This is a genomic window from Paenalicyclobacillus cellulosilyticus (genome assembly GCF_014647315.1).
In the GTDB taxonomy this organism is placed as follows: Bacteria; Bacillota; Bacilli; order Alicyclobacillales; family Alicyclobacillaceae; genus Alicyclobacillus_J; species Alicyclobacillus_J cellulosilyticus.
On sequence record NZ_BMOY01000008.1, the window covers coordinates 46253 to 72392 of the forward strand.

The 26140-nt window shown below is 62.9% G+C and carries 27 protein-coding genes; all 27 read right to left on the minus strand.

The features are described 5' to 3' along the window. Positions 1–9: 9 nt before the first annotated feature. The 27 genes from rplC to pssA all read right to left on the minus strand — a co-directional run bounded on the left by rplC (position 10) and on the right by pssA (position 26079). Positions 10–654, minus strand: coding sequence for a 50S ribosomal protein L3 (gene rplC, locus IEX97_RS03975; protein WP_188881276.1), 645 nt, complete (start codon positions 652–654; stop codon positions 10–12). Between the two features lie 129 nt (positions 655–783). After that, positions 784–1092, minus strand: coding sequence for a 30S ribosomal protein S10 (gene rpsJ, locus IEX97_RS03980; RefSeq protein WP_188881277.1), 309 nt, complete (start codon positions 1090–1092; stop codon positions 784–786). Positions 1093–1516: 424 nt separating this feature from the next. Continuing rightward, a complete protein-coding gene (tuf, locus tag IEX97_RS03985) occupies positions 1517–2704 on the minus strand; it encodes an elongation factor Tu (protein ID WP_188881278.1) in 1188 nt (395 codons plus the stop codon). A gap of 21 nt (positions 2705–2725) precedes the next feature. Further along, positions 2726–4801: an elongation factor G gene (fusA, locus tag IEX97_RS03990; RefSeq protein WP_188881279.1), complete on the minus strand. Its 2076-nt coding sequence runs from the start codon at positions 4799–4801 to the stop codon at positions 2726–2728. Between the two features lie 97 nt (positions 4802–4898). Further along, the gene (gene rpsG, locus IEX97_RS03995; RefSeq protein WP_188881282.1) at positions 4899–5369 is read right to left on the minus strand and encodes a 30S ribosomal protein S7; all 471 of its coding nucleotides are present in this window, start codon (positions 5367–5369) and stop codon (positions 4899–4901) included. A gap of 93 nt (positions 5370–5462) precedes the next feature. Beyond that, positions 5463–5879, minus strand: a complete 417-nt coding sequence (gene rpsL, locus IEX97_RS04000; protein WP_188881283.1) for a 30S ribosomal protein S12 — start codon at positions 5877–5879, stop codon at positions 5463–5465. A gap of 154 nt (positions 5880–6033) precedes the next feature. Then, positions 6034–6285 carry a 50S ribosomal protein L7ae-like protein gene (locus tag IEX97_RS04005; protein WP_188881284.1) on the minus strand — a complete coding sequence of 84 codons (252 nt, stop codon included), beginning with the start codon at positions 6283–6285 and terminating at the stop codon, positions 6034–6036. 160 nt (positions 6286–6445) lie between these two features. Then, the gene (rpoC, locus tag IEX97_RS04010; protein WP_188881285.1) at positions 6446–10072 is read right to left on the minus strand and encodes a DNA-directed RNA polymerase subunit beta'; all 3627 of its coding nucleotides are present in this window, start codon (positions 10070–10072) and stop codon (positions 6446–6448) included. 106 nt (positions 10073–10178) lie between these two features. Then, the gene (rpoB, locus tag IEX97_RS04015) at positions 10179–13712 is read right to left on the minus strand and encodes a DNA-directed RNA polymerase subunit beta (RefSeq protein WP_188881319.1); all 3534 of its coding nucleotides are present in this window, start codon (positions 13710–13712) and stop codon (positions 10179–10181) included. A 240-nt stretch (positions 13713–13952) separates the two neighbouring features. Then, a complete protein-coding gene (locus IEX97_RS14095; protein ID WP_479684756.1) occupies positions 13953–14327 on the minus strand; it encodes a class I SAM-dependent methyltransferase in 375 nt (124 codons plus the stop codon). Next, positions 14222–14554 (minus strand): methyltransferase, encoded by a 333-nt coding sequence (locus IEX97_RS14100; RefSeq protein WP_479684757.1) that lies wholly within the window; start codon positions 14552–14554, stop codon positions 14222–14224. Before IEX97_RS14100 ends, IEX97_RS14095 begins: the two co-directional genes overlap by 106 nt. A gap of 157 nt (positions 14555–14711) precedes the next feature. Next, on the minus strand, positions 14712–15086 hold the full coding sequence (gene rplL / locus IEX97_RS04025; RefSeq protein ID WP_188881286.1) for a 50S ribosomal protein L7/L12: 375 nt from the start codon (positions 15084–15086) through the stop codon (positions 14712–14714). 34 nt (positions 15087–15120) lie between these two features. Continuing rightward, on the minus strand, positions 15121–15633 hold the full coding sequence (gene rplJ / locus IEX97_RS04030; protein WP_188881288.1) for a 50S ribosomal protein L10: 513 nt from the start codon (positions 15631–15633) through the stop codon (positions 15121–15123). A 278-nt stretch (positions 15634–15911) separates the two neighbouring features. After that, positions 15912–16616: a 50S ribosomal protein L1 gene (rplA, locus tag IEX97_RS04035; protein WP_188881289.1), complete on the minus strand. Its 705-nt coding sequence runs from the start codon at positions 16614–16616 to the stop codon at positions 15912–15914. Between the two features lie 105 nt (positions 16617–16721). Further along, on the minus strand, positions 16722–17150 hold the full coding sequence (rplK, locus tag IEX97_RS04040; RefSeq protein ID WP_188881290.1) for a 50S ribosomal protein L11: 429 nt from the start codon (positions 17148–17150) through the stop codon (positions 16722–16724). Positions 17151–17410: 260 nt separating this feature from the next. Beyond that, a complete protein-coding gene (gene nusG, locus IEX97_RS04045; RefSeq protein ID WP_188881291.1) occupies positions 17411–17956 on the minus strand; it encodes a transcription termination/antitermination protein NusG in 546 nt (181 codons plus the stop codon). A gap of 71 nt (positions 17957–18027) precedes the next feature. After that, entirely contained in the window at positions 18028–18270 is a 243-nt protein-coding gene (secE, locus tag IEX97_RS04050) for a preprotein translocase subunit SecE (protein ID WP_229776356.1), read from the minus strand. Positions 18271–18300: 30 nt separating this feature from the next. After that, positions 18301–18450, minus strand: a complete 150-nt coding sequence (rpmG, locus tag IEX97_RS04055; RefSeq protein ID WP_188881293.1) for a 50S ribosomal protein L33 — start codon at positions 18448–18450, stop codon at positions 18301–18303. Positions 18451–18764: 314 nt separating this feature from the next. Further along, complete coding sequence (gene sigH, locus IEX97_RS04060) at positions 18765–19412, minus strand: RNA polymerase sporulation sigma factor SigH (protein ID WP_188881294.1); 648 nt, start codon at positions 19410–19412, stop codon at positions 18765–18767. A gap of 70 nt (positions 19413–19482) precedes the next feature. Next, positions 19483–20049, minus strand: coding sequence for an NYN domain-containing protein (locus IEX97_RS04065; protein WP_188881295.1), 567 nt, complete (start codon positions 20047–20049; stop codon positions 19483–19485). Beyond that, positions 20024–20797: a 23S rRNA (guanosine(2251)-2'-O)-methyltransferase RlmB gene (rlmB, locus tag IEX97_RS04070; RefSeq protein ID WP_188881296.1), complete on the minus strand. Its 774-nt coding sequence runs from the start codon at positions 20795–20797 to the stop codon at positions 20024–20026. The genes IEX97_RS04065 and rlmB overlap by 26 nt, the downstream gene beginning before the upstream one ends. Then, a complete protein-coding gene (locus IEX97_RS04075; protein WP_229776358.1) occupies positions 20760–21248 on the minus strand; it encodes a Mini-ribonuclease 3 in 489 nt (162 codons plus the stop codon). The genes rlmB and IEX97_RS04075 overlap by 38 nt, the downstream gene beginning before the upstream one ends. Continuing rightward, on the minus strand, positions 21233–22678 hold the full coding sequence (gene cysS / locus IEX97_RS04080) for a cysteine--tRNA ligase (RefSeq protein ID WP_188881298.1): 1446 nt from the start codon (positions 22676–22678) through the stop codon (positions 21233–21235). The genes IEX97_RS04075 and cysS overlap by 16 nt, the downstream gene beginning before the upstream one ends. Positions 22679–22799: 121 nt before the next feature. Next, on the minus strand, positions 22800–23303 hold the full coding sequence (gene ispF, locus IEX97_RS04085; RefSeq protein ID WP_188881300.1) for a 2-C-methyl-D-erythritol 2,4-cyclodiphosphate synthase: 504 nt from the start codon (positions 23301–23303) through the stop codon (positions 22800–22802). Next, positions 23288–24010 (minus strand): 2-C-methyl-D-erythritol 4-phosphate cytidylyltransferase, encoded by a 723-nt coding sequence (gene ispD, locus IEX97_RS04090; RefSeq protein ID WP_188881302.1) that lies wholly within the window; start codon positions 24008–24010, stop codon positions 23288–23290. The genes ispF and ispD overlap by 16 nt, the downstream gene beginning before the upstream one ends. Before the next feature lie 12 nt (positions 24011–24022). Beyond that, positions 24023–25105 carry a PIN/TRAM domain-containing protein gene (locus IEX97_RS04095; RefSeq protein ID WP_188881303.1) on the minus strand — a complete coding sequence of 361 codons (1083 nt, stop codon included), beginning with the start codon at positions 25103–25105 and terminating at the stop codon, positions 24023–24025. A 215-nt stretch (positions 25106–25320) separates the two neighbouring features. After that, positions 25321–26079, minus strand: a complete 759-nt coding sequence (pssA, locus tag IEX97_RS04100) for a CDP-diacylglycerol--serine O-phosphatidyltransferase (RefSeq protein ID WP_229776360.1) — start codon at positions 26077–26079, stop codon at positions 25321–25323. Between the last annotated feature and the right edge of the window lie 61 nt (positions 26080–26140).

Genomic DNA, 26140 nt, shown 5'->3' on the forward strand with positions numbered 1-26140 from the left:
ACCGTGTCGTTACGCCTTCACTTTGGCGGCGTTCGCCTTGATGGCGGAGCGAACCGTGACGAACGAATTGCGCACCCCCGGCACCGAACCCTTGACCAGCAACAGGTTGCGTTCCGGAATCACCCGCACCACTTGCAGGTTTTGGACGGTCACACGCTCGCCGCCCATGCGGCCGGCCATCGTCTGACCCTTGAACACGCGGTTCGGCGCGATGGAACCGAGCGAACCCACACCCCGGTGGTACTTGCTGCCGTGCGCCATCGGACCGCGGCCCAGATTGTGGCGCTTGATGGGTCCGGCAAACCCTTTGCCCTTGGATGTTCCAATCACGTCGACCAGCTCACCGGGCTGAAACATATCGACCGTCAGCTGCTGGCCGACCTCGTATTGATGGATGTCCACACCGCGCAGCTCGCGAACATAGCGCTTCGGCCCGGTGTTGGCTTTCGCGGCATGGCCGATTTCCGCCTTCGTCGCCCGGCTCGGTTTCTTGTCGCCGAACCCGAGCTGTATCGCATCGTAGCCATCCGTGGCCACCTGTTTCTTTTGCAGCACGACGCAAGGCCCCAGCTCCAGGACCGTGACCGGAATGACCGTTCCGTCTTCCGCAAAGACCTGGGTCATGCCGATCTTGCGTCCCAAAAGACCCTTCATGTCAGCACCCCCTCAAGGACGATGACCCTTGCCGTCGCAACGGCCGGTCGCGACCATCCGCGCGCCCAGCGAACGGCCCGCGTATTCGCATGACAACCGACCCACGCATCTCACGATCCGACAGCAGGTTCACAGCTTGATCTCGATGTCGACGCCCGACGGCAAATCCAGGCGCATCAAAGCATCCACCGTCTGCGGCGTCGGATTCAAGATGTCGATCAGGCGTTTGTGCGTGCGCATCTCGAACTGTTCCCGTGAATCCTTATACTTGTGCGGCGCACGCAAAATGGTGAACACGGTGCGCTCTGTCGGCAGCGGGATGGGCCCCGATACCTGCGCGCCCGAACGCCGGGCGGTGTCGACGATCTTTTCCGCCGACTGATCGAGCACATGGTGGTCGTACGCCTTGAGGCGGATGCGGATCTTTTGACGTGCCATATGTTTCCCTCCTTCGTCACGGGCTGTGCGGTTCCCGGCGCCGCAGCCAAGCATCGTGCACCGCCATCGCCGGCGGATGCTCTGCTCCGGCACCAAGCCCATGGTCGCCCAAATTCGTTTTGGACGTGCTCTGCAGAAACTCCTCAGTGGTGCCCCATATGGCAAGGGCACATGAGCAACCTTCTGCTTCATGGCCGCCAGAGACCAACATTCGAAATTATACTAGACCCCATGTAAGAACACAAGGCAAATCTTCGCCAACCTCGCGCGGGCGCGGCACCGCAGGCGCATCGCTGCACGCGGACGGATGGCCGACCGAGAATAAAAAGGGGCGGGCGGCGCCTCCCACGCTCACCCACCCGCTGTCCGGTCGCCCGCGCGCAGCCCTCACCGTCTCCAGCTGCGGGGAACCCGGGCATTCGTGTCACTTGAGGATCTGCGTCACAACACCCGCGCCGACCGTGCGGCCGCCCTCGCGGATTGCGAAGCGGGTGCCTTCCTCGAGCGCGATCTTGGAGATGAGCTCGACTTCCATCGTGACGTTATCGCCGGGCATCACCATCTCGGTGCCCTCCGGCAGCTTCACCACGCCGGTGACGTCGGTCGTCCGGAAATAGAACTGTGGACGATACCCGTTGAAGAACGGGGTGTGCCGGCCGCCTTCCTCCTTGGTCAAGACGTACACCTCGCATTTGAACGTGGTGTGCGGCGTGATGGACCCCGGCTTCGCGAGCACCTGACCACGCTCGACATCCTTGCGGTCGATACCGCGCAACAGCGCACCGATGTTGTCGCCCGCCACCGCTTGGTCGAGCAGCTTGCGGAACATCTCCACGCCGGTGACCACCGTGCGCCGGGTCTCTTCAGCCAGACCGACGATCTCGACCTCATCGCCCACCTTCAGCGTGCCGCGCTCGACACGGCCCGTCGCCACCGTACCGCGACCGGTGATGGTGAACACGTCCTCCACCGGCATCAAGAACGGTTTATCCACCTCGCGCTGCGGCGTCGGGATGTAGGTGTCGATGGCGTTCATCAACTCATCGATCTTCGCGACCCACTGCGGATCGCCTTCGAGGGCTTTGAGCGCCGAACCGCGGATGACCGGCACCTCGTCACCCGGGAACTCGTACTCGTTGAGCAGCTCGCGGACCTCCATCTCGACCAGGTCCAGCAATTCCTCGTCGTCGACCATGTCGCACTTGTTGAGAAACACGACGATGTACGGCACACCGACCTGACGCGCCAACAGGATATGCTCGCGCGTTTGCGGCATCGGGCCGTCCGCCGCGGACACCACCAGGATGGCGCCGTCCATCTGTGCCGCACCGGTGATCATGTTCTTCACGTAGTCCGCATGGCCCGGGCAGTCGACGTGCGCATAGTGGCGAGCGTCCGTCTCATACTCGACGTGCGCGGTGTTGATGGTGATGCCGCGCTCGCGCTCCTCCGGCGCCTTGTCGATGTCCTCATAGCGTTGGGCCTGTGCCTTCCCCTTCTGCGCCTGGATGGTGGTGATGGCGGCCGTCAGGGTCGTCTTGCCATGGTCGACGTGACCGATGGTGCCGACGTTGACGTGCGGCTTCGTGCGCTCAAATTTTGCCTTTGCCATGTCTTCTTCACTCCTTCTGCTTCATTCGGACTTGTGTTTCGCCACAATTTCTTGTGCGATGTTCTTGGGCACTTCCTCATATGAGTGAAACTCCATCGAGTACGTTCCGCGGCCTTGCGTCCGGGAACGCAGGTTGGTGGAGTACCCAAACATCTCCGCGAGCGGCACGTACGCGCGGATGACGCGCGCATTGCCGCGCGTGTCCATGCCCTCGATGCGCCCGCGGCGGGCGTTGATGTCGCCCATGATGTCGCCCATGTACTCCTCCGGCACCGTGACCTCGACCTTCATGATGGGTTCGAGCAGCACCGGATTCGCTTTGGCGGCACCTTGTTTGAGGGCCATCGAGGCTGCAATCTTGAACGCCATCTCCGACGAGTCGACCTCGTGATAGGAACCGTCGAACAAGGTGGCCTTGACATCGACCATCGGATACCCTGCAAGGACGCCCGTTTGCATCGCTTCGCGGATGCCTTCGTCGACCGCCGGGACATATTCCTTCGGAACCACGCCGCCGACAATCTTGTTCTCGAACTGATAGCCCGCGCCGCGCGGCAGCGGCTCCAGCAACACTTTGACGTGACCGTACTGGCCGCGCCCGCCCGACTGCCGGACAAACCGGCCCTCTTGCTCGACAGGCGTCGTGATGGTCTCCTTGTACGCCACCTGCGGCCGGCCGACGTTGCACTCGACCTTGAACTCCCGCTGCAAACGGTCGACGATGATTTCGAGGTGCAACTCGCCCATGCCGGCGATGATGGTCTGGCCGGTCTCCGGATCGGTGTAGGTCCGGAACGTCGGGTCTTCTTCGGTCAACTTGCCCAGAGCGATGCCCAGTTTGTCCTGGTCCGCCTTGGTCTTGGGCTCGATGGAGACGTGGATGACCGGCTCCGGGAACTCCATCGACTCGAGCACCACGGGATGCTTCTCGTCGCAGAGCGTGTCACCCGTGGTCGTATCCTTCAAGCCGACCGCCGCCGCGATGTCCCCCGCATAGACCATGTCGATTTCTTCGCGGTGGTTCGCGTGCATCTGCATGACGCGGCCGATGCGCTCGCGCTTGCCCTTGGTCGAGTTCAGCACGTACGATCCGCTGCTCAACGTGCCTGAGTACACCCGGAAGAAGGCGAGCTTGCCGACGAACGGATCGCTCATGATCTTGAACGCCAATGCCGCGAACGGTTCATCATCGCTGGCATGGCGCTCCGTCGGTTCACCGTCCAGCGTCCAGCCGCGCACCGACGGGATGTCGAGCGGCGACGGGAGGTAATCGACGACCGCGTCGAGCATCGGTTGCACGCCTTTGTTCCGGTAGGAAGATCCGCACAAGACCGGGAAGAGCTGACCGCTGCACGTTCCTTTGCGGATGGCTGCCTTCAGTTCGTCGACGGTGATCTCTTCCCCTTCCAGGTACTTCATCATCAGGTCCTCGTCGACCTCGGCCGCAGCCTCCACCAGCTTCGTGCGGTACTCTTCGGCCATCGCTTTCATGTCGTCCGGGATCTCGCGCGCTTCGGAGCGGGTACCCAGGTCGTCGGTGTAGATGATGGCCTGCATCGTCACCAGGTCCACCATACCGACGAACGAATCCTCCACACCTATCGGCAGCTGGATGGGAACCGCGTTGGCACCCAGGCGGGTGCGCATCTGTTCCACACAACCCAAAAAGTCGGCACCGACGATGTCCATCTTGTTCACATACGCAATCCGGGGCACGCCGTACTTGTCGGCTTGCCGCCACACGGTTTCCGACTGGGGTTCCACGCCACCCTTGGCGTCGAAGACGCCGACCGCACCGTCCAGCACGCGCAACGACCGCTCCACTTCGACGGTGAAGTCCACGTGGCCCGGCGTATCAATGATGTTGATGCGATGGCCGCGCCATTGGCAGGTCGTCGCGGCGGACGTAATGGTGATGCCGCGCTCCTGCTCCTGGACCATCCAGTCCATCGTCGCCGAACCCTCGTGCACTTCGCCGATCTTGTGGACGCGCCCCGTGTAGAACAGGATGCGCTCCGTCGTCGTCGTCTTCCCGGCGTCGATGTGGGCGATGATCCCAATGTTACGCGTTTTCTCTAACGGAAATTGACGGGGCAAGCTGCAACCTCCTTCCCGTCTGCTGAGTTCTTCCCACACGGTGTGCGGACCGGCCGCAGCCGCCCGGCGCCCGGCCCGGGTGAGCCTGCGCCAGCGCTCACCACCGGTAATGCGCAAACGCCTTGTTGGCTTCCGCCATCCGGTGCGTGTCCTCTTTCTTCTTCACCGCTCCGCCCGTGTTGTTGGCCGCGTCGATCAGCTCGTTGGCCAACTTCTCATCCATGTTCTTTTCCCCGCGCAGGCGGGCGTACTGGACGAGCCAGCGGATGCCGAGGGAAACCCGCCTTTCCGGCCGCACCTCGACCGGCACCTGATAGTTGGCACCGCCGACCCGGCGCGCCTTCACCTCGAGCACCGGCATCACGTTGCGCAGCGCCGTCTCGAACACCTCAAGCGGGTCCTTGTTGGTGCGCTCGCGGATGCGGTCGAACGCCGAATACACGATCCGCTGCGCAATCCCCTTCTTTCCATCCATCATGACCTTGTTGATCAGCCGGGTCACCAATTTACTCCCGTAAATCGGGTCCGGCAACACATCGCGCTTTGGAACAGGCCCCTTGCGCGGCACCAAGCTTCCCCCTTTCTCCTGCTCAAATTCAACTGCAACCTGCGAGGCTCCGCCCCAGGACGGCGTGTGCACGGCGCACGCGTTGCACGGGTCTCACTTCTTCTTCGGCTTTTTCGCGCCGTACTTGGAGCGGCCCTGCATACGGTCCTTGACACCCGCCGCGTCGAGCGCACCGCGGATGATGTGGTAGCGGACACCCGGCAAGTCCTTGACGCGGCCACCGCGGATGAGCACCACCGAGTGCTCCTGCAGGTTGTGCCCGATGCCCGGGATGTACGCCGTCACCTCAACCTGGTTCGTCAACCGGACACGCGCAATCTTCCGCAGCGCCGAGTTCGGCTTCTTCGGCGTCATCGTCGCCACGCGCGTGCAGACCCCGCGCTTCTGCGGTGAAGGCAGGTCGATCTGCTCCTTGCGGAAACTGTTGTAGCCCTTCAGCAAAGCAGGGGACTTAGACTTTTTTTCCACGGTCCGCCGGCCTTTGCGCACGAGTTGGTTGATCGTCGGCATCACCGCACCTCCTTCCCTATTCTAGGGCTGCACCCGCACCGACTCAAGACCACTGACCCCGGTGATTCACGTGCAGCCGACACATACGCACCAGCCGGATGGGCGCCTTGTGTGCACGGCCGAATCCGCGACCTTGAACCGGTATCCACAGAGGCTAGTCCTCGATGATGGCGGCAGTCGCCGCGCCCACCTCGATCCCACATGCCTTTCCAAGCTGCTTCATGGAATCCACCCAGGTAATGGGGACGCTGCGCTCCTGCGCCAAGGCGATGACCGGGTTGACGACCCGTGCTTCCGCATCCTTGGCGACATAAATGTGCCTCGCGAGGCTTTGCTGCAGGGCCTTCAGCGTCTGGTTGGTCCCAATCGTCCGCTTTCTCGCCTGGCGTATGCGATCGAGCGACATGGCCATAGCCTCCCCCAGGTAGCACGCCATGCACAAGGCATACTCGATGATTCTAGCACCCGGTTTTGCAGACTGTCAACCAAACGCAGCACGGCACGGGCAGGCGGGCAGGCCGCCGCCTCGCCTGCCCGTGCGCAGGGTCATCCGGAAGACGAACGCGTCAATCCCCGACGCTCACCGCGTCCGCGTCGGCGTGCTCAACCTCCTCCTGTCCCTCCTCGGGCTCTTGGATGAGCTCGATCATCCGGTAACGCGTCATGCCCGTCCCGGCCGGGATGAGCTTGCCGATGATCACGTTCTCCTTCAGACCGAGCAGGCGGTCGACCTTGCCCTTGATGGCCGCCTCGGTCAGCACGCGCGTCGTCTCCTGGAACGACGCGGCCGACAAGAACGAGTCGGTCTCCAGCGACGCCTTCGTGATCCCGAGCAGGGCCGGACGGGCCACCGCCGGCTCGCCGCCCGACAAGAGGGCTTTGCGGTTGGCCTCCTCGTACTCGAACAGGTCGACGTACGTCCCCGGCAACAGGTCGGTGTCGCCCGCGTCGAGGATGCGTACCTTGCGCAGCATCTGGCGGATCATGACCTCGATGTGTTTGTCGTTGATGTCCACGCCCTGCAGGCGATAGACACGCTGGACTTCGCGCAGGAGGTAGTTCTGCACCCCCTGCAAGCCTTTCACCCGCAGCATCTCCTTCGGGTCCACCGAACCCTCCGTGAGCTCGTCGCCAGCCTCCACCACCTGGTTGACGTACGCCCGGATGCGCGATCCGTACGGGATGGAGTAGACTTTGGTCTCGCTCTCACCCGTCACCTCGATCTCGCGCTTGTCTTTCGTCTCGCGGATGTCGGTGACGACACCGTCAATCTCCGTGATGACGGCCTGGCCCTTCGGGTTGCGCGCCTCAAACAGCTCCTGGATGCGCGGCAAACCCTGGGTGATGTCGTCGCCCGCGACGCCGCCCGTGTGGAACGTGCGCATCGTCAGCTGCGTGCCCGGCTCGCCGATGGACTGGGCGGCGATGATGCCGACCGCCTCCCCGACCTCCACCATCTTGCCGGTCGCCAGGTTGCGGCCGTAACACATCACGCACACGCCGTGGCGCGTCCGGCACGAGAGCACCGAGCGGATGGTGACCTCCTTGATGCCGGCGGCGACGATGGCGGCCGCCTTCTCCGCATCGATGAGCTCGTTCTTGCCGACGATTTTCTCGCCCGTCTCCGGATGGTAGACGTCCTGGAAGGCCACGCGCCCCTCCAGGCGATCCGCCAGTTCCTCGATGACCTCTTTCCCGTCGCGGATCTCCGTGACCTTGATGCCCTTGTCCGTGCCGCAGTCGAACTCCCGCACAATCGTGTCCTGCGCCACGTCCACCAGGCGGCGCGTCAGGTATCCGGAGTCTGCCGTCCGCAGCGCCGTATCGGCCAAGCCCTTGCGGGCGCCGTGCGTGGAGATGAAATACTCCAGCACCGTCAGACCCTCGCGGAAGTTCGACTTGATGGCCATCTGGATGATCTGTCCGGCCGGGTTCGCCATCAGGCCGCGCATCCCGGCCAGCTGCGTGATCTGCGAACTGCTGCCGCGCGCGCCGGAGGTCGCCATCATGTAAATCGGGTTGTATTGGTCCATGCTGTCCATCAGGATTTGGGACAGCTTTTCCTTGGCGTCGCTCCAGATCTGCTGGAAGGAGACGTAGCGTTCCTCCTCCGTGATCAAACCGCGCCGGTACTGCTGCTTCAGCTTGTGTTCCTTCGCGTCCGCCTCGCCGGTGATGACCGACTTCTGCTCCGGCACGATGATGTCGGCGACCGAAATCGTGATCCCCGCCGTGGTCGAGTAGTGGAACCCCATCTTCTTGACCTTGTCGAGGATGATGGCCGTCTTGGTCGTGCCGTAGCGCCGGAAGCACTCGGCGAGAATGTTGCCCAGGTCCTTCTTGATGATGGCCTTCGGGATGGGCCGCTGCACAATCCGCTCGTACAGGTTGACGCCCTTCTCGAACACGAACGTCTCGTCCGGCGTCTTCTCGAGCAGGTTGCTCTTCGCCGCCGAGTGGATGTACGGGAAGTCCTCCGGGAACACTTCGTTGAAGATCAGCTTGCCGAGCGTCGTGATAAGCATCGCGTCCCGCTGCTCCGGTGTGAACGACGTCTTGTTGAGCGATCGCGCCGGCAGAGCGATGCGCGCGTGCAGCGAAAGCAACCCTTCGTGATACGCCTGATGGACTTCCTCCGGATCGGCAAACACTTTTCCCTCCCCGAGGGCCCCCGGCTTTTCGATGGTCAGGTAATACGCCCCGAGCACCATGTCCTGCGTCGGCGTGACCACCGGTTTGCCGTCCTTCGGGTTGAGGATGTTGTGGGCTGCCAACATCAACAGACGCGCTTCAGCTTGCGCTTCGGCAGACAACGGCACGTGCACCGCCATCTGGTCGCCGTCGAAGTCGGCGTTGTACGCCGTGCAGACCAACGGGTGCAGCTTGATGGCACGGCCTTCCACCAACACTGGCTCAAACGCCTGAATGCCGAGCCGGTGCAAGGTCGGTGCGCGGTTGAGCAACACCGGGTGCTCCTTGATGACGTCTTCCACGACGTCCCAGACCTCGGGCGACACCCGCTCCACCTTGCGCTTGGCGCTCTTGATGTTGTGCGCCAGGCCGCGCGCCACCAACTCTTTCATCACGAACGGTTTGAACAGCTCGAGCGCCATCTCCTTCGGCAGACCGCACTGGAACATGCGCAGCTCCGGCCCCACCACGATGACCGAGCGGCCGGAGTAGTCGACGCGCTTCCCGAGCAGGTTCTGGCGGAAACGGCCCTGCTTGCCCTTGAGCATGTGCGACAGGGACTTGAGCGGCCGGTTGCCCGGCCCGGTGACCGGGCGGCCGCGGCGGCCGTTGTCGATGAGCGCGTCCACCGCCTCCTGCAGCATGCGCTTCTCGTTTTGGACGATGATGTCCGGTGCACCGAGATCGAGCAGGCGCTTGAGGCGGTTGTTCCGGTTGATGACGCGCCGGTACAGGTCGTTCAAGTCGGACGTCGCGAAGCGGCCACCGTCCAGCTGCACCATCGGCCGCAAGTCGGGCGGGATGACCGGCAGAGCCTCCAGGATCATCCAGCTCGGGTGGTTGCCGGAGGCCCGGAACGCCTCGAGCACCTCCAGACGCTTGATGGCCCGGTTGCGGCGCTGGCCCTGCGCCGTGCGCAGCTCTTCCTTCAGCTGCTCCACCTCTTTGTCGAGGTCGATGTCGAGCAAGAGTTTGCGGATGGCCTCCGCGCCCATGCCGGCCTCGAACGCGTAACCGTACTTCTCCCGGTAAGAACGGTACTCTTTCTCGGTCAGCAGCTGCTTTTTCTCGAGCGGCGTGTCGCCCGGGTCCGTCACCACGTACGACGCGAAGTAAATGACCTCCTCCAGCGCGCGCGGCGACATGTCGAGCACCAGGCCCATCCGGCTCGGGATGCCCTTGAAGAACCAGATATGCGAGACCGGCGCCGCCAGCTCAATGTGGCCCATCCGCTCGCGCCGGACCTTGGAGCGCGTCACCTCGACGCCGCAACGGTCGCAGACGACCCCTTTGTAACGCACACGGCGGTACTTGCCGCAATGGCACTCCCAGTCCCGCGTCGGACCGAAGATCTTCTCGCAGAACAGGCCTTCCTTCTCCGGGCGGAGCGTCCGGTAGTTGATGGTCTCGGGCTTTTTCACCTCACCGTGCGACCAGGAGCGGATCTTCTCAGGCGAAGCGAGGCCAATCTTCATGAATTCGAAGTTGTTGACGTCCAGCACAGGGCACCCTCCCTCTGGGGTATGGCCACCCCGTGCCGCACGGCGAATGCCGGGCGGCGCCAGGGGGCAGACCGGAAAATCGATGGTATGGCCGACCTGCGCGGGTTCAGTCTCCCACGCCGCGCAACTCCAGGTTCAGGCTCAGCTTTTCGCCCGTATCCTCGTCGTCCTCGCTCTCTCTCATGACAATCTCCTGTTCGTCTTCGCTGAGGATCTTCACGTCCATGCCCAAGCTCTGCAATTCCTTGATCAGCACCTTGAAGGACTCCGGCACACCCGGCTCCGGCACGTTCTCGCCCTTGACAATCGCTTCGTACGTCTTCACGCGGCCCACGACGTCGTCCGACTTGACGGTGAGGATCTCCTGCAGGGTGTACGCCGCACCGTACGCCTCGAGCGCCCACACCTCCATCTCGCCGAACCGCTGACCGCCGAACTGGGCCTTGCCGCCGAGCGGCTGCTGGGTGACCAGGGAGTACGGACCGGTGGAACGGGCGTGGATCTTGTCGTCGACCAGGTGGGCCAGTTTCATCATGTACACGTAACCCACCGTCACCCGGTTGTCGAACGGCTCCCCGGTGCGCCCGTCAAACAACTGCTGCTTGCCGTCGCGCGGCAGGCCGGCTTCCTCCAAGGTATCGAACACGTCCTCCGCCCGCGCCCCGTCGAACACCGGCGTCGCGATGTGGATGCCGAGCGCCTTGGCGGCCATGCCGAGATGCGTCTCCAACACCTGCCCGATGTTCATGCGGGACGGCACGCCCAGCGGGTTGAGGACAATCTCCACCGGTGTCCCGTCGGCCAAGAACGGCATGTCTTCCTCCGGCAGGATGCGGGCCACGACACCCTTGTTCCCGTGGCGGCCGGCCATCTTGTCGCCTTCCGAGATCTTGCGCTTCTGGGCCACGTACACCCGCACCAGCTGGTTGACGCCCGCCGGCAACTCGTCCCCGTTCTCGCGCGTGAACACCTTCACGTCCACCACGATGCCCGATCCGCCGTGCGGCACGCGCAGCGAGGTGTCGCGCACCTCCCGCGCCTTCTCCCCGAAGATGGCGTGCAGCAACCGCTCCTCGGCCGTCAGCTCCGTGACGCCTTTCGGGGTCACCTTGCCGACGAGGATATCGCCCGCCCGGATTTCCGCGCCGATGCGGATGATGCCGCGCTCATCCAGGTTTTTGAGCGCATCCTCACCGACGTTCGGGATGTCGCGCGTGATCTCCTCGGGTCCGAGCTTGGTGTCGCGCGCCTCCACCTCGTACTCCTCGATGTGGATGGAGGTATAGATGTCCTCCTTCACGACCTTCTCGGAGAGGAGGATGGCGTCCTCGTAGTTGTAACCCTCCCATGTCATGAACGCGACGAGCACGTTGCGGCCCAGCGCCAGCTCGCCGTGGTCCGTCGCCGGGCCGTCGGCGATGATGTCGCCCGCCTTGACAAACTGTCCTTCACGGACGATGGGACGCTGGTTGATGCACGTGTTCTGGTTGGAGCGGGCGAATTTGAGCAGCTTGTATTTATCGAGATCGCCCTTGACCTCTTTGCCATCGACATAGGAGACACTCCGCACCCAGATCTCGCGCGCGGTCACCCGCTCGACAATCCCGTCGCGCCGCGCCACCACGCATACACCCGAGTCTTTGGCCGCCTGGTGCTCCATGCCCGTGCCGACCAAGGGCGCCTCGGTGACAAGGAGAGGCACGGCCTGACGCTGCATGTTCGAACCCATCAAGGCACGGTTCGCGTCATCGTTCTCGAGGAACGGGATGAGCGCCGTCGCCACCGAGACAACCTGCTTCGGGGAGACGTCCATGTAATCGACGCGATCGCGCGGGACGGTGAGGATGTCGCCCCGGTAGCGGGCGAACACCTCTTCCTCGGCGAAGCGCCCGTCTTCCGTCAGCGGTGCGTTCGCCTGCGCCACGACGTAGTTTTCTTCCTCATCGGCCGTTAAGTAGTCGATTTGTTCCGTCACCCGCCCGGTGTCGGGATCGACCCGGCGGTACGGCGTTTCGATGAAGCCGTACTCGTTCACGCGGGCGTACGTGGACAGCGAGTTGATGAGCCCGATGTTCGGGCCTTCCGGCGTCTCGATGGGGCACATCCGCCCATAGTGAGAGTAGTGGACGTCACGCACTTCAAAGCCGGCGCGCTCCCGCGTCAAGCCGCCGGGACCCAGCGCCGAAAGGCGGCGCTTGTGCGTCAGCTCGGCCAACGGGTTGGTTTGGTCCATAAACTGCGACAGCTGGCTCGAGCCGAAAAACTCTTTGATAGCGGCGATGACCGGCCGGATGTTGATGAGCGCTTGCGGCGTGAGCGCGTTGGCGTCCTGAATGGACATCCGCTCGCGGACCACGCGCTCCATGCGCGACAAGCCGATGCGGAACTGGTTTTGCAACAACTCGCCGACGGAACGCAACCGCCGGTTGCCCAGGTGGTCAATGTCATCCGTCGAACCCACACCGTGCAGCAGGTTGAAAAAGTAGCTGACGGCCGCGATGATATCCGCCGGCAGGATGTGCTTCACGTTGCGGTCAATCGACCCGTTGCCGATGACGTGCAGGACGCGGCCGTCTTCGTTCGGGCTGAAGATCTTGACCATCTGAACCTCGATGCCGTCCTGCCCGTCGACAAGCCCCGGGGTGCCGCGCAAGCGCACCCGGCCGACGTTGCCCTCAAGGTAGGGCGTGATCTTGTCGAGCAGGCGCCGGTCGATGACCTGCCCCGCCTCCGCGATGACCTCGCCCGTGTCGGCATCGATCAACGACTCGGCCAGGCGTTGGTTGAGGAGGCGGTTTTTCAGGTGCAGTTTTTTATTGATCTTGTACCGGCCCACCGCCGCGAGGTCGTAGCGGCGGGGATCGAAGAAGCGTGAGGTCAACAGAGCCCGTGCGTTCTCCAGCGTGGGCGGTTCGCCCGGGCGCAGGCGTTCGTAGATCTCCACCAGCGCGCGTTCCGTCGAGTCCGTGGTATCCTTGTCCAACGTGTTGCGCAGGTACTCGTCCTCGCCGAACAGGCTGATGATCTCCTGGTCGGACGACAATCCGAGCGCCCGCAACAGCACGGTGATGGGCAGCTTCCGGGTGCGGTCAATCCGCACGTAGACGATGTCCTTGGCGTCCGTCTCAAACTCCAGCCAGGCGCCGCGGTTGGGGATCACGGTGGCCGCGTACGTGCGCTTGCCGTTCTTATCCACCTTGCTGCTGTAATAGACGCTGGGCGAGCGCACGAGCTGGCTGACGATGACGCGCTCCGCGCCGTTGATGATGAAGGTGCCGGTCTCGGTCATGAGCGGGAAATCGCCCATGAACACTTCCTGTTCCTTGACCTCGCCGGTTTCCTTGTTCAGCAAGCGCACCTTGACGCGCAGCGGCGCGGCATAGGTCACGTCGCGCTCCTTGGCTTCTTCCACGGTGTACTTGGGTTCGCCGAGGCTGTAATCGATGAACTCGAGCACAAGGTTGCCGGTGAAATCCGTGATGGGCGAGATGTCTTGAAACATCTCCCGCAGGCCTTCGCGCAGGAACCACTCGTAGGACTTTTGCTGAATCTCAATCAGATTCGGCAGGTCCAGCACTTCGCGGATGCGCGCGTAGGAGCGGCGTTGCCGCCACCCGTAATTCACCATGTGTCCCCGCAAAACCGTCACCCCTCATGCCGAAGTCGATTGCGTCACGGGCAGACAAATTGCGAAACGGGCAGAGAAAAAATAAAATGGGGTTGTCGGAAACCACATTTTGCACAGAGGACCGCAGTATTCAGCGATTACCAGACGGGGAAGGTTTTATTCATCACCACCGGGGAAACGTACACTCCTCGACAGTTATGCATTATAAGACTATACCACAGGAACTCGGCCGCGTCAAACACACCCCTCGTGTCAACCGCCATTGGCCCGGATGCAGCGAAAGACATGGTAGCCCGCGTCTCTCGCCACGGTCTCCACGCTGGCAAATTGTTGCTCCAGATAGGCTTTGGCGCTGGGGGCGCCTTGCTTTTTCTGTATGACGACCCAGAGCGCTCCGCCAGGCACCAGGTGATGACGCGATTCGGTGAACAGGCGCCACACCACAGCCTTGCCGGCACGGACAGGCGGGTTGAGGAGGATGGCATCCGCCGCCAGGTCAGGGACTGCGGCAAAGCCGTCGCTCACGAACACCTCGGCCCGCCCGCCGAGGCACTGAACATTCTCGCGTGCCAACGCGACCGCCCGCTCATTGACATCGAGCAGAACCCAGCGCGTCCGCGGATACACGGTGCCCAGCAAGCCACAGGGCCATAGCCGCAGCCGAGATCGACACACAAGCCTGTCGCAGGCAACTCGGCAGCTTCCACAAGCAGCCGCGTCCCAAAGTCCAGCCTGCGTTTCGCGAACACCCCGGCATCCGTCCACAACCGCACTGCGACACCCCGCGCCGACACCTCCATCACATTTCGGTCGTGGCCGGACTGTGGTCGATGAACATAATAGTGCTCCGACATGGGCGACTCCCCCTTCCGCAGGCGAGCGGATGTCCTCCCCCGCCGCGCAGGTCACGAAAACAGGAAGCACCCTGCACGGGGTGACGCCGCCCCGCCAGGATGCCTCGTTTAACCGCGGCTTGCATTGCCCGCCACCGTCGCCGGGATGGCCGGGAGCTTACTTGATCTCGACCGTTGCACCCGCCTCGGTGAGCTTCGCCTTGATGGCCTCCGCCTCTTCCTTCGAAACCTTCTCCTTGACCGGCTTCGGCGCGCCGTCCACCAGGTCCTTGGCCTCCTTCAAGCCGAGGCCCGTGATCTCGCGCACCACCTTGATGACGTTGATCTTCGACGCACCCGCATTGGTCAGGATGACGTCGAACTCGGTCTGCTCGACCACTTCTTCCGCCGCACCGCCGGCCGCTGCGCCGCCGACGACCGCCACGGGAGCGGCCGCCGTCACACCGTACTTCTCCTCAATGGCCTTCACCAGTTCATTGAGTTCCAACACCGTCATCTTGTCGATGGCTTCCAGGATGTTTTCAATGGTCACGGAAAACCCTCCTTCGAATCATGTGGCAATGCCCTCACTCGGCTGCCGCCTCCGGCGCGCCTCCCGCGCGCTGTTCGGCGACCTGCTTGATGGCATACGCGAAGTTGCGGATGGGTGCCTGCAGGACACTGAGCAACATGGCCAGCAACCCGTCGCGGGACGGCAGGTTCGCCAAATCCGCCACCTGCGCCGCATCGACGATTCGTCCCTCGACGACGCCGCCCTTGATTTCCAACGCCTTGTGATTGCGGGCAAAGTCGTTGAGAATCTTCGCAGGCGCCACCGGATCGTCATAGCTGAACGCCCACGCCGACGGACCGCTCAGGAACGGTTCAATGCCATCGACCTGCGCTTGTTGTGCCGCGAGCCGCGTGAGGGTGTTCTTCAACACCTTGAATTCAATGCCGGCTTGGCGCAACTGACGGCGCAGTTCCGTCACCTCCGCGACGTTCAAGCCGCGGTAGTCGGTGACGATGGCGCTCTTGCTGCGCGAAAACTTGTCCGCAATCTCCCGGACCAACTGCTGTTTCTCCTCACGCACCGCCAACTTGTGTCACACCCCCCATCCGTCGCCATCCTACCAGGCGATCTGTGAAGACGAAGCCGCAGACGGCGCGCCGTCGCATGAAAAAGGGCCGCGCCCATGCAGAGGGCGCGACCCGGCCACATATCGTCGCGTGTCGCGAACCTCGGCAGGCGGTGACTCACCATTATCCGGTACGCCGGACCTGCTGTCTACGGTTCATCTTCATACCGCTCTATAGCTATACCACATACCGACCGGCCGAATCAACCCGCCGGACGCCTCTCTTCGCCGACAGCCCGTCACTGTCCGACAGCCAACGCGCGCAACGGATTGATCTTAATGCCCGGGCCCATCGTGCTGCTGATGGTGACGTTTCGAATGTATTGACCCTTGGCCGCCGCCGGTTTTGCCTTTTGAATGGCATCCATCAGGGTGACGTAGTTTTCAAGCAGCTTCTCGGTATCGAACGACACCTTGCCGATGGGCGCATGCACATTGCCTTGCTTGTCGACGCGGTACTCAATCTTACCCGCCTTGATCTCCTGCACCGCACGCGCCACCTCGAACGTGACGGTGCCGGTCTTCGGGTTCGGCATCAGGCCCTTCGGGCCGAGGATGCGGCCCAAGCGGCCGACGCTGCCCATCATGTCCGGCGTCGCGACCACGACGTCGAAGTCGAACCAACCTTGCTGGACCTTTTGAATCAGGTCTTCATCCCCGACGTAATCCGCACCGGCCGCTTCGGCTTCCTTCGCCTTCTCACCCTTGGCGAACACGAGCACACGCGCGGTCTTGCCCGTACCGTGAGGGAGGACGACCGCGCCACGCACTTGCTGGTCCTGCCGCTTGGGATCGATGCCGAGACGCACCGCCACCTCCACCGTTTCGTCGAACTTGGCGGTCGCGGTCTGCTTCAGCAGTTCAAACGCCTCGCGCGGGTCGTACGCCTTCGTCTTGTCGATCAGCTTTGCCGCTTCAATCAACCGTTTGGAACGATACGCCATACTGCACACCTCCTGTGGTCCATGCGGTACACAGACCTCCCACATCCGGACCGCTGCAAAGCGAAGCGGTCCGACCAGGGTGCGACAAGCCCGCCACACCCTGACTCAGTCCACCACCTCGATGCCCATGCTGCGCGCGGTGCCCTCAATCATCCGCATCGCCGCTTCCACGCTCGCCGCGTTCAGATCGGGCATCTTCTGCTCGGCGATGGCGCGCACTTGCGCCCGCGTGACGGTCCCGACCTTTTTCCGGTTCGGTTCGGACGAGCCCGTCTCGATGCCCGCCGCCTTTTTCAGCAGGACTGCGGCAGGCGGGGTCTTGAGTTCAAACGTATACGAGCGATCCTCGTATACGTAAATGACCACCGGGATGATCAGGCCGACCTGGTCGGCTGTACGCGCGTTGAACTCCTTGCAGAACCCCATGATGTTGCCCACCTGAGCCTGACCGAGTGCCGGTCCGACCGGAGGTGCAGGGGTCGCCTTTCCTGCCGGAATCTGCAGTTTCACCACTTTGACGACTTTCTTGGGCAAAACGTCCACCTCCTCTGCGCGAGCGACGCACCAACCGGTGCTGCAGACGCCCGCTGTCGTGGTCTGCGGGTCATGCACCCTCCCACAGGACGGGCGGGTTGAGCCCATCCGGGGCACGGCATGCGCGCCGTGCCCAGCATCTATCAAAGAGCGGAGGCATCCAAAGCGACCGGCGGCCGGCCCGGACCATCCGCTCACAGAAACGGCCTGCGCATGCAGACCGGTCCTGCCCGAAAATCCTTGCCCGCTTCCGCAGAGACTTACGCCAACTTCTCCACCTGGGCGAAATCCAGCTCCAGCGGTGTCTCCCGGCCGAACATGGATACCAGGACGCGAAGCTTTTGCTGATCCTCGTGGATCTCCTCCACGGTCCCAATCATGTCGGCAAACGGGCCTTCACAGATGCGCACGACTTCTCCCACCGAGAAGTCGACGCGCGTTTTCACCTCATCCGAACCCATCTTGCGCAGGATGGCGCGCACTTCGTGCGGCAGCAGGGGCACAGGTCTTGTGCTGCCGCCGGGAGCACCGACAAACCCGGTCACCCCCGGGGTGTTGCGGACCAGGTACCAGGAGTCGTCGGTCATGATCATCTCGACCAACACATAGCCGGGGAAGACCTTCTTCTGCACCACGCGCTTCTTCCCGTTTTTGATCTCAATTTCCTCTTCCGTGGGCACGACGACGCGGAAGATCTTATCCCCCATACCCATGGATTGCACCCGGCTCTCGAGATTGGTCTTGACCTTGTTCTCGTAACCGGAGTAGGTATGGATCACATACCAGTGTTTTTCGAGATTCTCCATGGCTCAGGGCTGCCCGCCCTGCACCCCCCTGCACCTGATTTCACGACACCCTGTGCGCGACACCCAAGCCGTCACAAGAGGCCGATCAGCTGCATGCACCGATAGACCGCCACATCGAACGCCCACACCAAGAGGCCCATGATGAAACAGACGAGCAAGGTCGCCGCCGTGTAGTTGACGACCTCACGACGCCGCGGCCAACGCACGCGCTTCACCTCGTGCACCGATTCGCGCAAAAACGCGATCACGGCATTGCGCCGGTGGCGAGGTAACCGTGCGACCCTATCGGGCTGGGGCTGTTTCGCGTTTTCCATCATCAGGCGCCTCGCTTCCAACCCAGCGCGTCAGCGAGTTTCGCGATGCACGGTATGGGTCCGGCAGAACCGGCAGTACTTGCGCAACTCCAAGCGGTCTGGATCGTTCTTCTTGTTCTTCGTGGTCGTGTAGTTCCGTTGTTTACAATCGGTGCAAGCCAACGTGACGATGACCCGCATTCCATGCACCCCCTCGGCGAACGGCGACTGTCCCGCTCCCACTTTTCGCGCGCAGTTTCAGGCCGCACCTGCGCCTCACCCATGCCCAGGGAGACGCATACCCGAATAAAGTAGCATAACGCCACGAGATGTGTCAACGGAGATGACCAACCCACCATCACGCCGTCCGCGTGATGGATGATCGTGATGGATGATACTATTGTGTCTCCGCAACGCGCCATGCAAACCCAGGGACCGCGCGTGCACGCAGGGGAAAGCCCATCCGCGCCCGGGCGCCGGCATACGCGACGGACGAGGCGGTCCGCACACACGGCTCAGCCAGAGACGTTGCGGACCTCCAGATACTTTTCCAACTTGCGCTTGACGCGCTGCAGCGCGTTGTCGATGGACTTGACGTGCCGGTCGAGATCGACCGCGATTTCTTGGTATGAACGGCCGTCGAGATACAACATCAGCACCTTGCGCTCCAGATCGCTCAATAACTCAGACATCGTGCTCTCGATGTCATCAAACTCCTCCTGATGGATCACGAGCTCCTCCGGATCCGCCACGCGGGCGGTCGAGAGCACGTCCATCAATGTCCGGTCGGAGTCTTCGTCGTAGATGGGCTTGTCCAGCGAGATGTACGAATTGAGAGGAATGTGCTTTTGGCGCGTCGCGGTCTTGATGGCGGTGATGATCTGGCGAGTGATGCAGAGCTCCGCAAAGGCACGGAAAGAAGTCAGCTTGTCCTCGCGATAATCGCGGATGGATTTGTAGAGGCCAATCATGCCCTCCTGCACGATGTCCTCGCGGTCCGCACCAATGAGGAAATACGAGCGCGCCTTGGCCCGCACGAAATTCCTGTACTTGTGGATCAGATACTCCAGCGCCCCGGTGTCGCCATTGTGCACAGCCTCAACCAGTTCTTCGTCCGTGCGATCCGCATACGAGCGAAGCGCATTCACGTCTGCTTCTGTCATCAAAGGCGATCACTCCAGGATGGCGGTCGGATGGCGCAATTATACATTATGTAACCTCTTACGATCAACGCTAGCTTTCATGGTCCCCGCCCTCGTTGCGCCGCCAACGCTCAAGCAACTCGGCCACATCCGGCTCAATCCGGTCTTCCACCTGTCCCAACCGCCGCCCGTCCGCCTCGGCGACGCGCCGCCGCACTTCCGTCTTCACGGCGCGCAGCCGCCGCAACAGTTCATCTGCCGAGATCCGCAGCGCGCCGCTGCCAAACGCCACCTGCTGTTCCAAGGCGTCCGATGTGGCCACCGTCACCTGCCCGTACACGTCGCGCAGTTCATACGCCAAGCGCTCAATCCGCTCGTCCGCCGTCTCGTTGCGGTACGTGTAGACCACCTGCACGCCTTGCCGCTCTTCCGTCACGGCCGCCTCTTCCGTCCGGTACGCATCGAACACCACAATCACGGTCTCGCCGGTGTATGCCCGGTATTCTGCCAATTGATCCACCAAGGCTTCCCGCAGGGCTTCCATGTCGTCGATGTCCCGGAACGCCGTGCGCTTCATGCGGCCAATCACGTTGTACCCGTCGACGATGAGGCAGCGCGCATGCTGCCCGCCTTTAGGCGCGCTGCCGGACCACTTCATACAACAGCACCCCGGCGGCCACCGATGCATTGAGGCTCGGCACCCGCCCCAGCATCGGCAGCCGCACCAGGTAGTCGCACCGCTCCCGCACCAACCGGCCGAGCCCCTTGCCTTCCGCACCGACGACGATCGCGGTGGGACCGGTATAATCCACCCCGGTATAGAGCAGGGAGGCTGCCGCATCGAGCCCCACCAACCAATAGCCGGCCGCCTTCAGCTGCTCCATGGTGCGCGCCAGATTGGTCACGCGCGCCACGGGGACGTACTCCGCAGCTCCGGCCGCCGCTTTGGCGACGGCGGAAGTCAGCGCCACCGACCTCCGCTTGGGCACAATCACGCCCTGTACCCCGGTGGCTTCCGCCGTGCGCAGGATGGCACCGAAGTTGTGCGGGTCGGTCAGCTCGTCGAGCAACACCAGAAGCGGGACCTGTCCGGTATCGCGAGCCAACACGTCGGCGAGTTCCGCGTACGCATACGGCGCAACCCATGCCGCCACGCCTTGATGATTCCCACCTGCCACCGCATCCAGGCGCGATCGCGGTACGCGCTGCACCACCGCGCCGAGCTCGCGGGCGCGGGCCAACACCTCGGCGACGGCTGACCCTTCGCTGCCCTCGGCAATCCAAACCTTGTTCACCGGGCGGCCGGCGCGCAGCGCCTCCAGCACCGGGTGGCGGCCCCAGATGAGGTCCTGCCCGCCGTCCTTCTCCTCATCCGCGTCCTTGCGGGCTTGACCGTCCCGCCTCATCCGGCCATCCCTCCCGTTCATCCAGCCATGCCAACGCCATCCGGCAGATCTCGTCCAGGCGGGCCACCTGACCGCTGCCATACAGATAGCCGAGCAACGCCTCGAACCCGGTGCTGTGACGATACTCGGCGACGCCTGCGCTGCGCCGGACGTGACCTGGTTTGGCATTACGACCCCGGCGCAAGATATCCGCCTCATCCGGGGTCAGCCAATCCGCCAGGCGCCGCGCCAACCAAGCCTGGGTGCTCGCGCGCACGTAACTGGCGGTCGCCTGGTGCAACGTGTGCGGACGCCCGGCGCCGCGGGACAGGATGTGACGCCGCACGTACAGCTCCCACACCGCGTCGCCGAGGAAGGCGAGCGCAAGCGGTGACATCCTGGCCACGTCCGCCGCCGGGAACGGCAGCCCGAACGGCAGCCCGAACGGCAGTCCGATCATCGCCAGTACCACCGCGTCCCCTGCGGCGTATCTTCCACCACCACACCGCGCGCCTCCAACTCTGCCCGAATGGCGTCCGCACGCGCGTAGTCCTTGGCGCGCCGGGCCTGCGCCCGTTCCGCGATGAGCGCCTCAATCTCAGCCGGATTACGCCCGGCGTCCGCGCCAAACGGCTCCGCCAGCGCTTCCGGAATCCCGAGCACCGCCACGGTTTCTTGCAACACCTGCTCCCAGAGCGCCAGATCCGGCAGATGCGCCTCGGCGCCCGCCAGATAGGCGTTCGCTTGGCGCACGCCTTCAAAGATGGCAGCCAGCGCATCGGCGGTGTTGAAGTCGTCGTCCATCGCTTGGAGAAACGCCGTTTTGACGCCGGCCACCGCCGCGCGGACCTGGTCCGACGGCTCCGCCGGCTCGCACTTGGCGAGGAAATCCGGCAAAGCGCGCAGCGTGTCCGCGCGGTGACGCAGGTTGCGCAGGCAACGCGCGATCCGCTCCAGTGCCTGCTCGGACTGTGTCATCGCTTCATCCGTGTAGTTGAGCGGGTTCCGGTAATGCGCGCTGATGAGGAAGTAGCGGATGGCCTGACCGCTGCGCTCCCGCAACAGGTCATGCGTCATGATGAAATTGCCCAGAGACTTGGACATCTTCTCCCCGTTGATGTTGAGCGTCCCGTTATGCAGCCAGTAACGGGCGAACGGCTTCTTGTTGTGCGCCTCGCTCTGGACAATCTCGTTTTCGTGATGGGGAAAGATGAGGTCGCGCCCGCCCGCGTGGATGTCAATCTGCTCCCCGAGGTACTTATAGTTCATCACGGAGCACTCGATGTGCCACCCCGGGCGCCCTGGCCCCCACGGGCTGTCCCAGAACTCCTCGTGCGGTTTCGCCGCCTTCCACAATGCGAAGTCGGCCGGATCGTCCTTGTCTTCGCTGACCTCGATGCGAAAGCCAGCCCGCATGTCTTCCACCGATTGGTGAGACAGCTTGCCGTAATCGGGGACGGTGGAGACGTCGAAGTACACATTGCCGTGGCGCACATAGGCGTGGCCATCGCGGATGAGGTCTTCGATGAACCGGATGATGTCCGGAATGCACTCCGTGACGCGCGGATGTACCGTCGCGCGGCGGATGCCGAGCGCGTCCGCGTCCTCAAAGTACGTCTCGATGTAATGGTCCGCCACCGCGCGCACGTTCTGACGCAATTCTTGGGCGCGCTGGATGATCCGGTCGTCGACGTCGGTGAAGTTCTGTACGTAGCGAACGGCATAGCCCCGGTATTCGAGGTAACGCCGAATGGTGTCAAACACCACGAACATGCGCGCATTGCCCAGATGGAAACGGTTGTATACCGTGGGGCCGCACGCGTAAAAGCGCACCTTGCCCGGCTCAAGCGTGACGAGTTCTTCCTTACGGCCTGACATGGTGTTGAACAAGCGAATGGCCAAGACGCGACACCCCTCTTCCCTTGCCCGGCTGCACCTTGCCCCGACGCCAACCCGTAAGACGCAGAAAAGCCTCCCATATTGTGCGGCCAGCGTGCAGGTTTGTCAAACCGCGGCGCACGCCTCAACACCCTGCCGGCTCGTGCCCCGCCGCAGCGGCAGGGAGCAACAACACCACCGCCTGCGCCACCATCCCCTCCTCGCGGCCCACGAATCCCAAACGCTCCATCGTCGTCGCCTTGATGCTCACCTGTTCCACCGCGCAGCGGAGCAACCCTGCCATGCGTTGGCGCATCTTTGCCACATGCGGTGCGATGCGCGGCTTCTCCGCCACCACCACGACATCCACATTGCCAACCACGTAACCCCGCGCCGCCACCATCGACATCACACGCTCGAGCAACCGCGCGCTGTCGGCACCTCGATACAGCGGATCGGAATCGGGAAAGTGCTGGCCGATGTCCCCCAGGGCGAGCGCGCCCAGGAGAGCATCCATGACCGCGTGCAACACCACGTCTGCGTCCGAATGGCCGGCGAGCCCCGCCTCACCCGGGATCTCGACGCCGCCGAGATAAAGCGTTCTATCCGGTGCATACGGATGCACATCGAAACCTAGACCCACACGCACGACGATTCTCCTCTTCCCGGCGTTTCTCCTCTTCCCTGTTCCGCCCACCACGTGGCCCAAGCCCAATCGGCCGGCGTGGTGACCTTGACGTTGACACCCGTAGCTTGCACCAAGCGCACAGGATACCCGAGGCGTTCAAACACGGCCGCTTCGTCTGTCGCCATTTCGTCCCATGCCCCGCTGTCGAGGGCAGCCTGAAACCAGCGCCCGGGAAACACCTGCGGCGTCTGCGCCCGCCACAGGGAAGCTCGCGGCAACGTCTCCGCGATCCAACCCTCGTCGTTTGCCCGCTTCATCGTATCCACACACGGCTCGGCCAGGATGGCTCCCCCGTGGGCACGCGCCGCGGCGATGACCCTAGCGACGTCATCCGGCGAGACAAACGGGCGTGCCGCGTCGTGAACCGCAATCCAACCGTCCACAGCCCCGGGCAGACTGAGCAGCGCGCGCACTCCGTTCGCCACAGAGCACGCCCGCGTCGGTCCGCCCGCCACCAACGACAGGCGATCGCGCCACCCTGGCGCAACCTCCGCGGCGAGCGCGGCGAGATCGTCCTGCGGCACGACCAAGACCGCGCGCTCCACCCCGCCACGGAACAGCGCCTCGACGGACCACCGCCACATCGGCCGTCCGGCGAGGCGCCCGTACTGTTTGCGAAACCCCATGCGGCTGCCCTGTCCGGCAGCGACCACGACCCCGACAACCAAACGCCTACCCCCTCACAGGGCCCGTTCGAGCAGCTTCGGCTTGGCGAAGATCATCCGGCCGGCGGACGTCTGCAGGACGCTGGTCACCAAGACGTCCACTTTGCCGCCGATGAACTCGCGTCCGCCCTCGATGACAATCATCGTGCCGTCGTCCAAATACGCGACACCTTGATTGTACTCCTTACCGTCCTTGATAACCTGAACCGAGAGCTCCTCACCCGGCAGGACGATGGGTTTGAGGGCGTTGGCCAGGTCGTTGATGTTGAGCACAGGCACGCCCTGCAGTTCGCACACCTTGTTCAGGTTGAAGTCGTTCGTGACCACCTTGCCGTTCAATTGTTTCGCCAAACGCACCAGCTTGGTGTCCACTTCCTGCAAGTCATCGAAGTCGATCTCCATCACCTGGACCTTGACCTTGAGCTCCTTCTGGATGCGGTTGAGCACGTCCAAACCGCGGCGGCCGCGATTGCGCTTCAGCACATCGGCCGAGTCCGCGATGTGCTGCAACTCTTCCAGGACGAACGACGGAATCACCAACACGCCGTCCAGGAACCCGGTCTGTACCAAATCCGCAATCCGGCCGTCGATGATCACGCTCGTGTCCAGGAGCTTCGCCTCACCCGGCCGAAACGAAAACCGCTTGTCCTTGTCCTTTTCCTTCGTCGTCAGCCGGCCTGCGAACAGATTCAAAAGGTCCTCCCGCTTCGTGAAGCCGATGCGCAATCCCAAGTACGCCAAGAGCAGACTGACGAAAAACTGGACAGCCATGCCGACCACCGGGATGTCCCGGATGGTGGGCGCCACAAGGTACGCCATCAACAGACCCATCACCATGCCCACCGTACCGCCGAGGATGTCGGCCAGCGGCGTCTTCTGCAGGCGGTCCTCCATCCAGCGGATCATGGTGACCACGTAATTGACAAGCCAGGTGGTGGAGAGTATAAATAAAGCGCTACCCAGCGCCGCGCAAAACACACTCGACGTGAACGGTTTCGTGTGCACATTCAGAAGATGTAAGAATAAGTCCGGACCAAACGTATAGCCGAGCACCGCCCCAATCACCGCAAAAAACAGGTGGACAAACCGCTTCATCATCTTTCATGTTCACCTCCTGTCACCATTATGACCCAACCTGTTCCTCTTTAATCCAGAGGACACATAGGATGGTTGTCTGCGGGTGTGGACACCCTCCCATTTGAGTGTATCACCGCCCGCCACACAGCGTCAAAACCCATCGGCGAAATTCTCGCACAACATACACCTGCTCGGACCGCCAAGCCCGTGGCCAGTCCGCGCGGATTTGCGTAAGCTCATTTCCAACCGGACTTGGACCATTCCTGTTTGGGTTCCGTTCCGCCGACGTGACGCCAACGCCACATGCGGCGTGCGCCGTACACCGCGTACAGCGCGAGCGGGACAAACAGGATCCGGTTGACCACTGAGGAATGAAAGCGAAACAGAACATAGACCGCGAGCCCAAGCACGGGAAGCACGACCCACGCCGAACCGGGAAAACCAATCCGCTTCAAGTTCGGATACCTGGTTCGGCTGACCATGAGCAGCGCGAGCACCACCATGGCCATCGGCATGACCACCCACGCCGCGTCCAACAGGTCCTTGTACAGGGCCATCGTCGCCAATATCCCGCCGGCGGCCGTAATGGGCAGACCGACAAAGTCATTTCCTCGCTTGTGTTGGATATTGAAACGAGCGAGACGAAGCGCCCCGCAAACGGGAAACAGCACCGCGATGACCACGCCGAACCAGCCGAGCGAGCGCAGGACCAAATGATACATGATGAAGGCCGGTGCAACACCAAACGTCACGATGTCCGACAAGGAATCCAATTCCTTCCCAAACTCGCTCTCTGCTTGCAGCCAGCGTGCCGCACGGCCGTCGAGCCCGTCGAGGACCATGCCCGCCACCACCAGCAACGCCGCATCTGCAGGCGCGTACGTGCTGATCAACAGCGCGATGAACCCGAGGACCAGATTGAATACCGTCAATGCGCTCGGCAACCAACGCCGGGCATACCGCCAACCGGAACGGTGCAACCCAGGTTCAGACACATCTTTCCCCCCTTCCTAAACACCCTGACACAATGTATGGCCCACCCGAATGTCCCTATCC

Excerpts from the sequence above, each read along its gene's own strand:
- rplC (WP_188881276.1), bottom strand. The coding sequence starts at position 654 with ATGAAGGGTCTTTTGGGACGCAAGATCGGCATGACCCAGGTCTTTGCG.
- rpsJ (WP_188881277.1), bottom strand. The coding sequence starts at position 1,092 with ATGGCACGTCAAAAGATCCGCATCCGCCTCAAGGCGTACGACCACCAT.
- tuf (WP_188881278.1), bottom strand. The coding sequence starts at position 2,704 with ATGGCAAAGGCAAAATTTGAGCGCACGAAGCCGCACGTCAACGTCGGC.
- rpsL (WP_188881283.1), bottom strand. The coding sequence starts at position 5,879 with ATGCCGACGATCAACCAACTCGTGCGCAAAGGCCGGCGGACCGTGGAA.
- IEX97_RS04005 (WP_188881284.1), bottom strand. The coding sequence starts at position 6,285 with ATGTCGCTCGATCGCATACGCCAGGCGAGAAAGCGGACGATTGGGACC.
- IEX97_RS14100 (WP_479684757.1), bottom strand. The coding sequence starts at position 14,554 with ATGTCGGAGCACTATTATGTTCATCGACCACAGTCCGGCCACGACCGA.
- rplA (WP_188881289.1), bottom strand. The coding sequence starts at position 16,616 with ATGGCGTATCGTTCCAAACGGTTGATTGAAGCGGCAAAGCTGATCGAC.
- nusG (WP_188881291.1), bottom strand. The coding sequence starts at position 17,956 with ATGGAGAATCTCGAAAAACACTGGTATGTGATCCATACCTACTCCGGT.
- secE (WP_229776356.1), bottom strand. The coding sequence starts at position 18,270 with ATGGAAAACGCGAAACAGCCCCAGCCCGATAGGGTCGCACGGTTACCT.
- rpmG (WP_188881293.1), bottom strand. The coding sequence starts at position 18,450 with ATGCGGGTCATCGTCACGTTGGCTTGCACCGATTGTAAACAACGGAAC.
- sigH (WP_188881294.1), bottom strand. The coding sequence starts at position 19,412 with ATGACAGAAGCAGACGTGAATGCGCTTCGCTCGTATGCGGATCGCACG.
- IEX97_RS04065 (WP_188881295.1), bottom strand. The coding sequence starts at position 20,049 with ATGAAGTGGTCCGGCAGCGCGCCTAAAGGCGGGCAGCATGCGCGCTGC.
- rlmB (WP_188881296.1), bottom strand. The coding sequence starts at position 20,797 with ATGAGGCGGGACGGTCAAGCCCGCAAGGACGCGGATGAGGAGAAGGAC.
- IEX97_RS04095 (WP_188881303.1), bottom strand. The coding sequence starts at position 25,105 with ATGATGAAGCGGTTTGTCCACCTGTTTTTTGCGGTGATTGGGGCGGTG.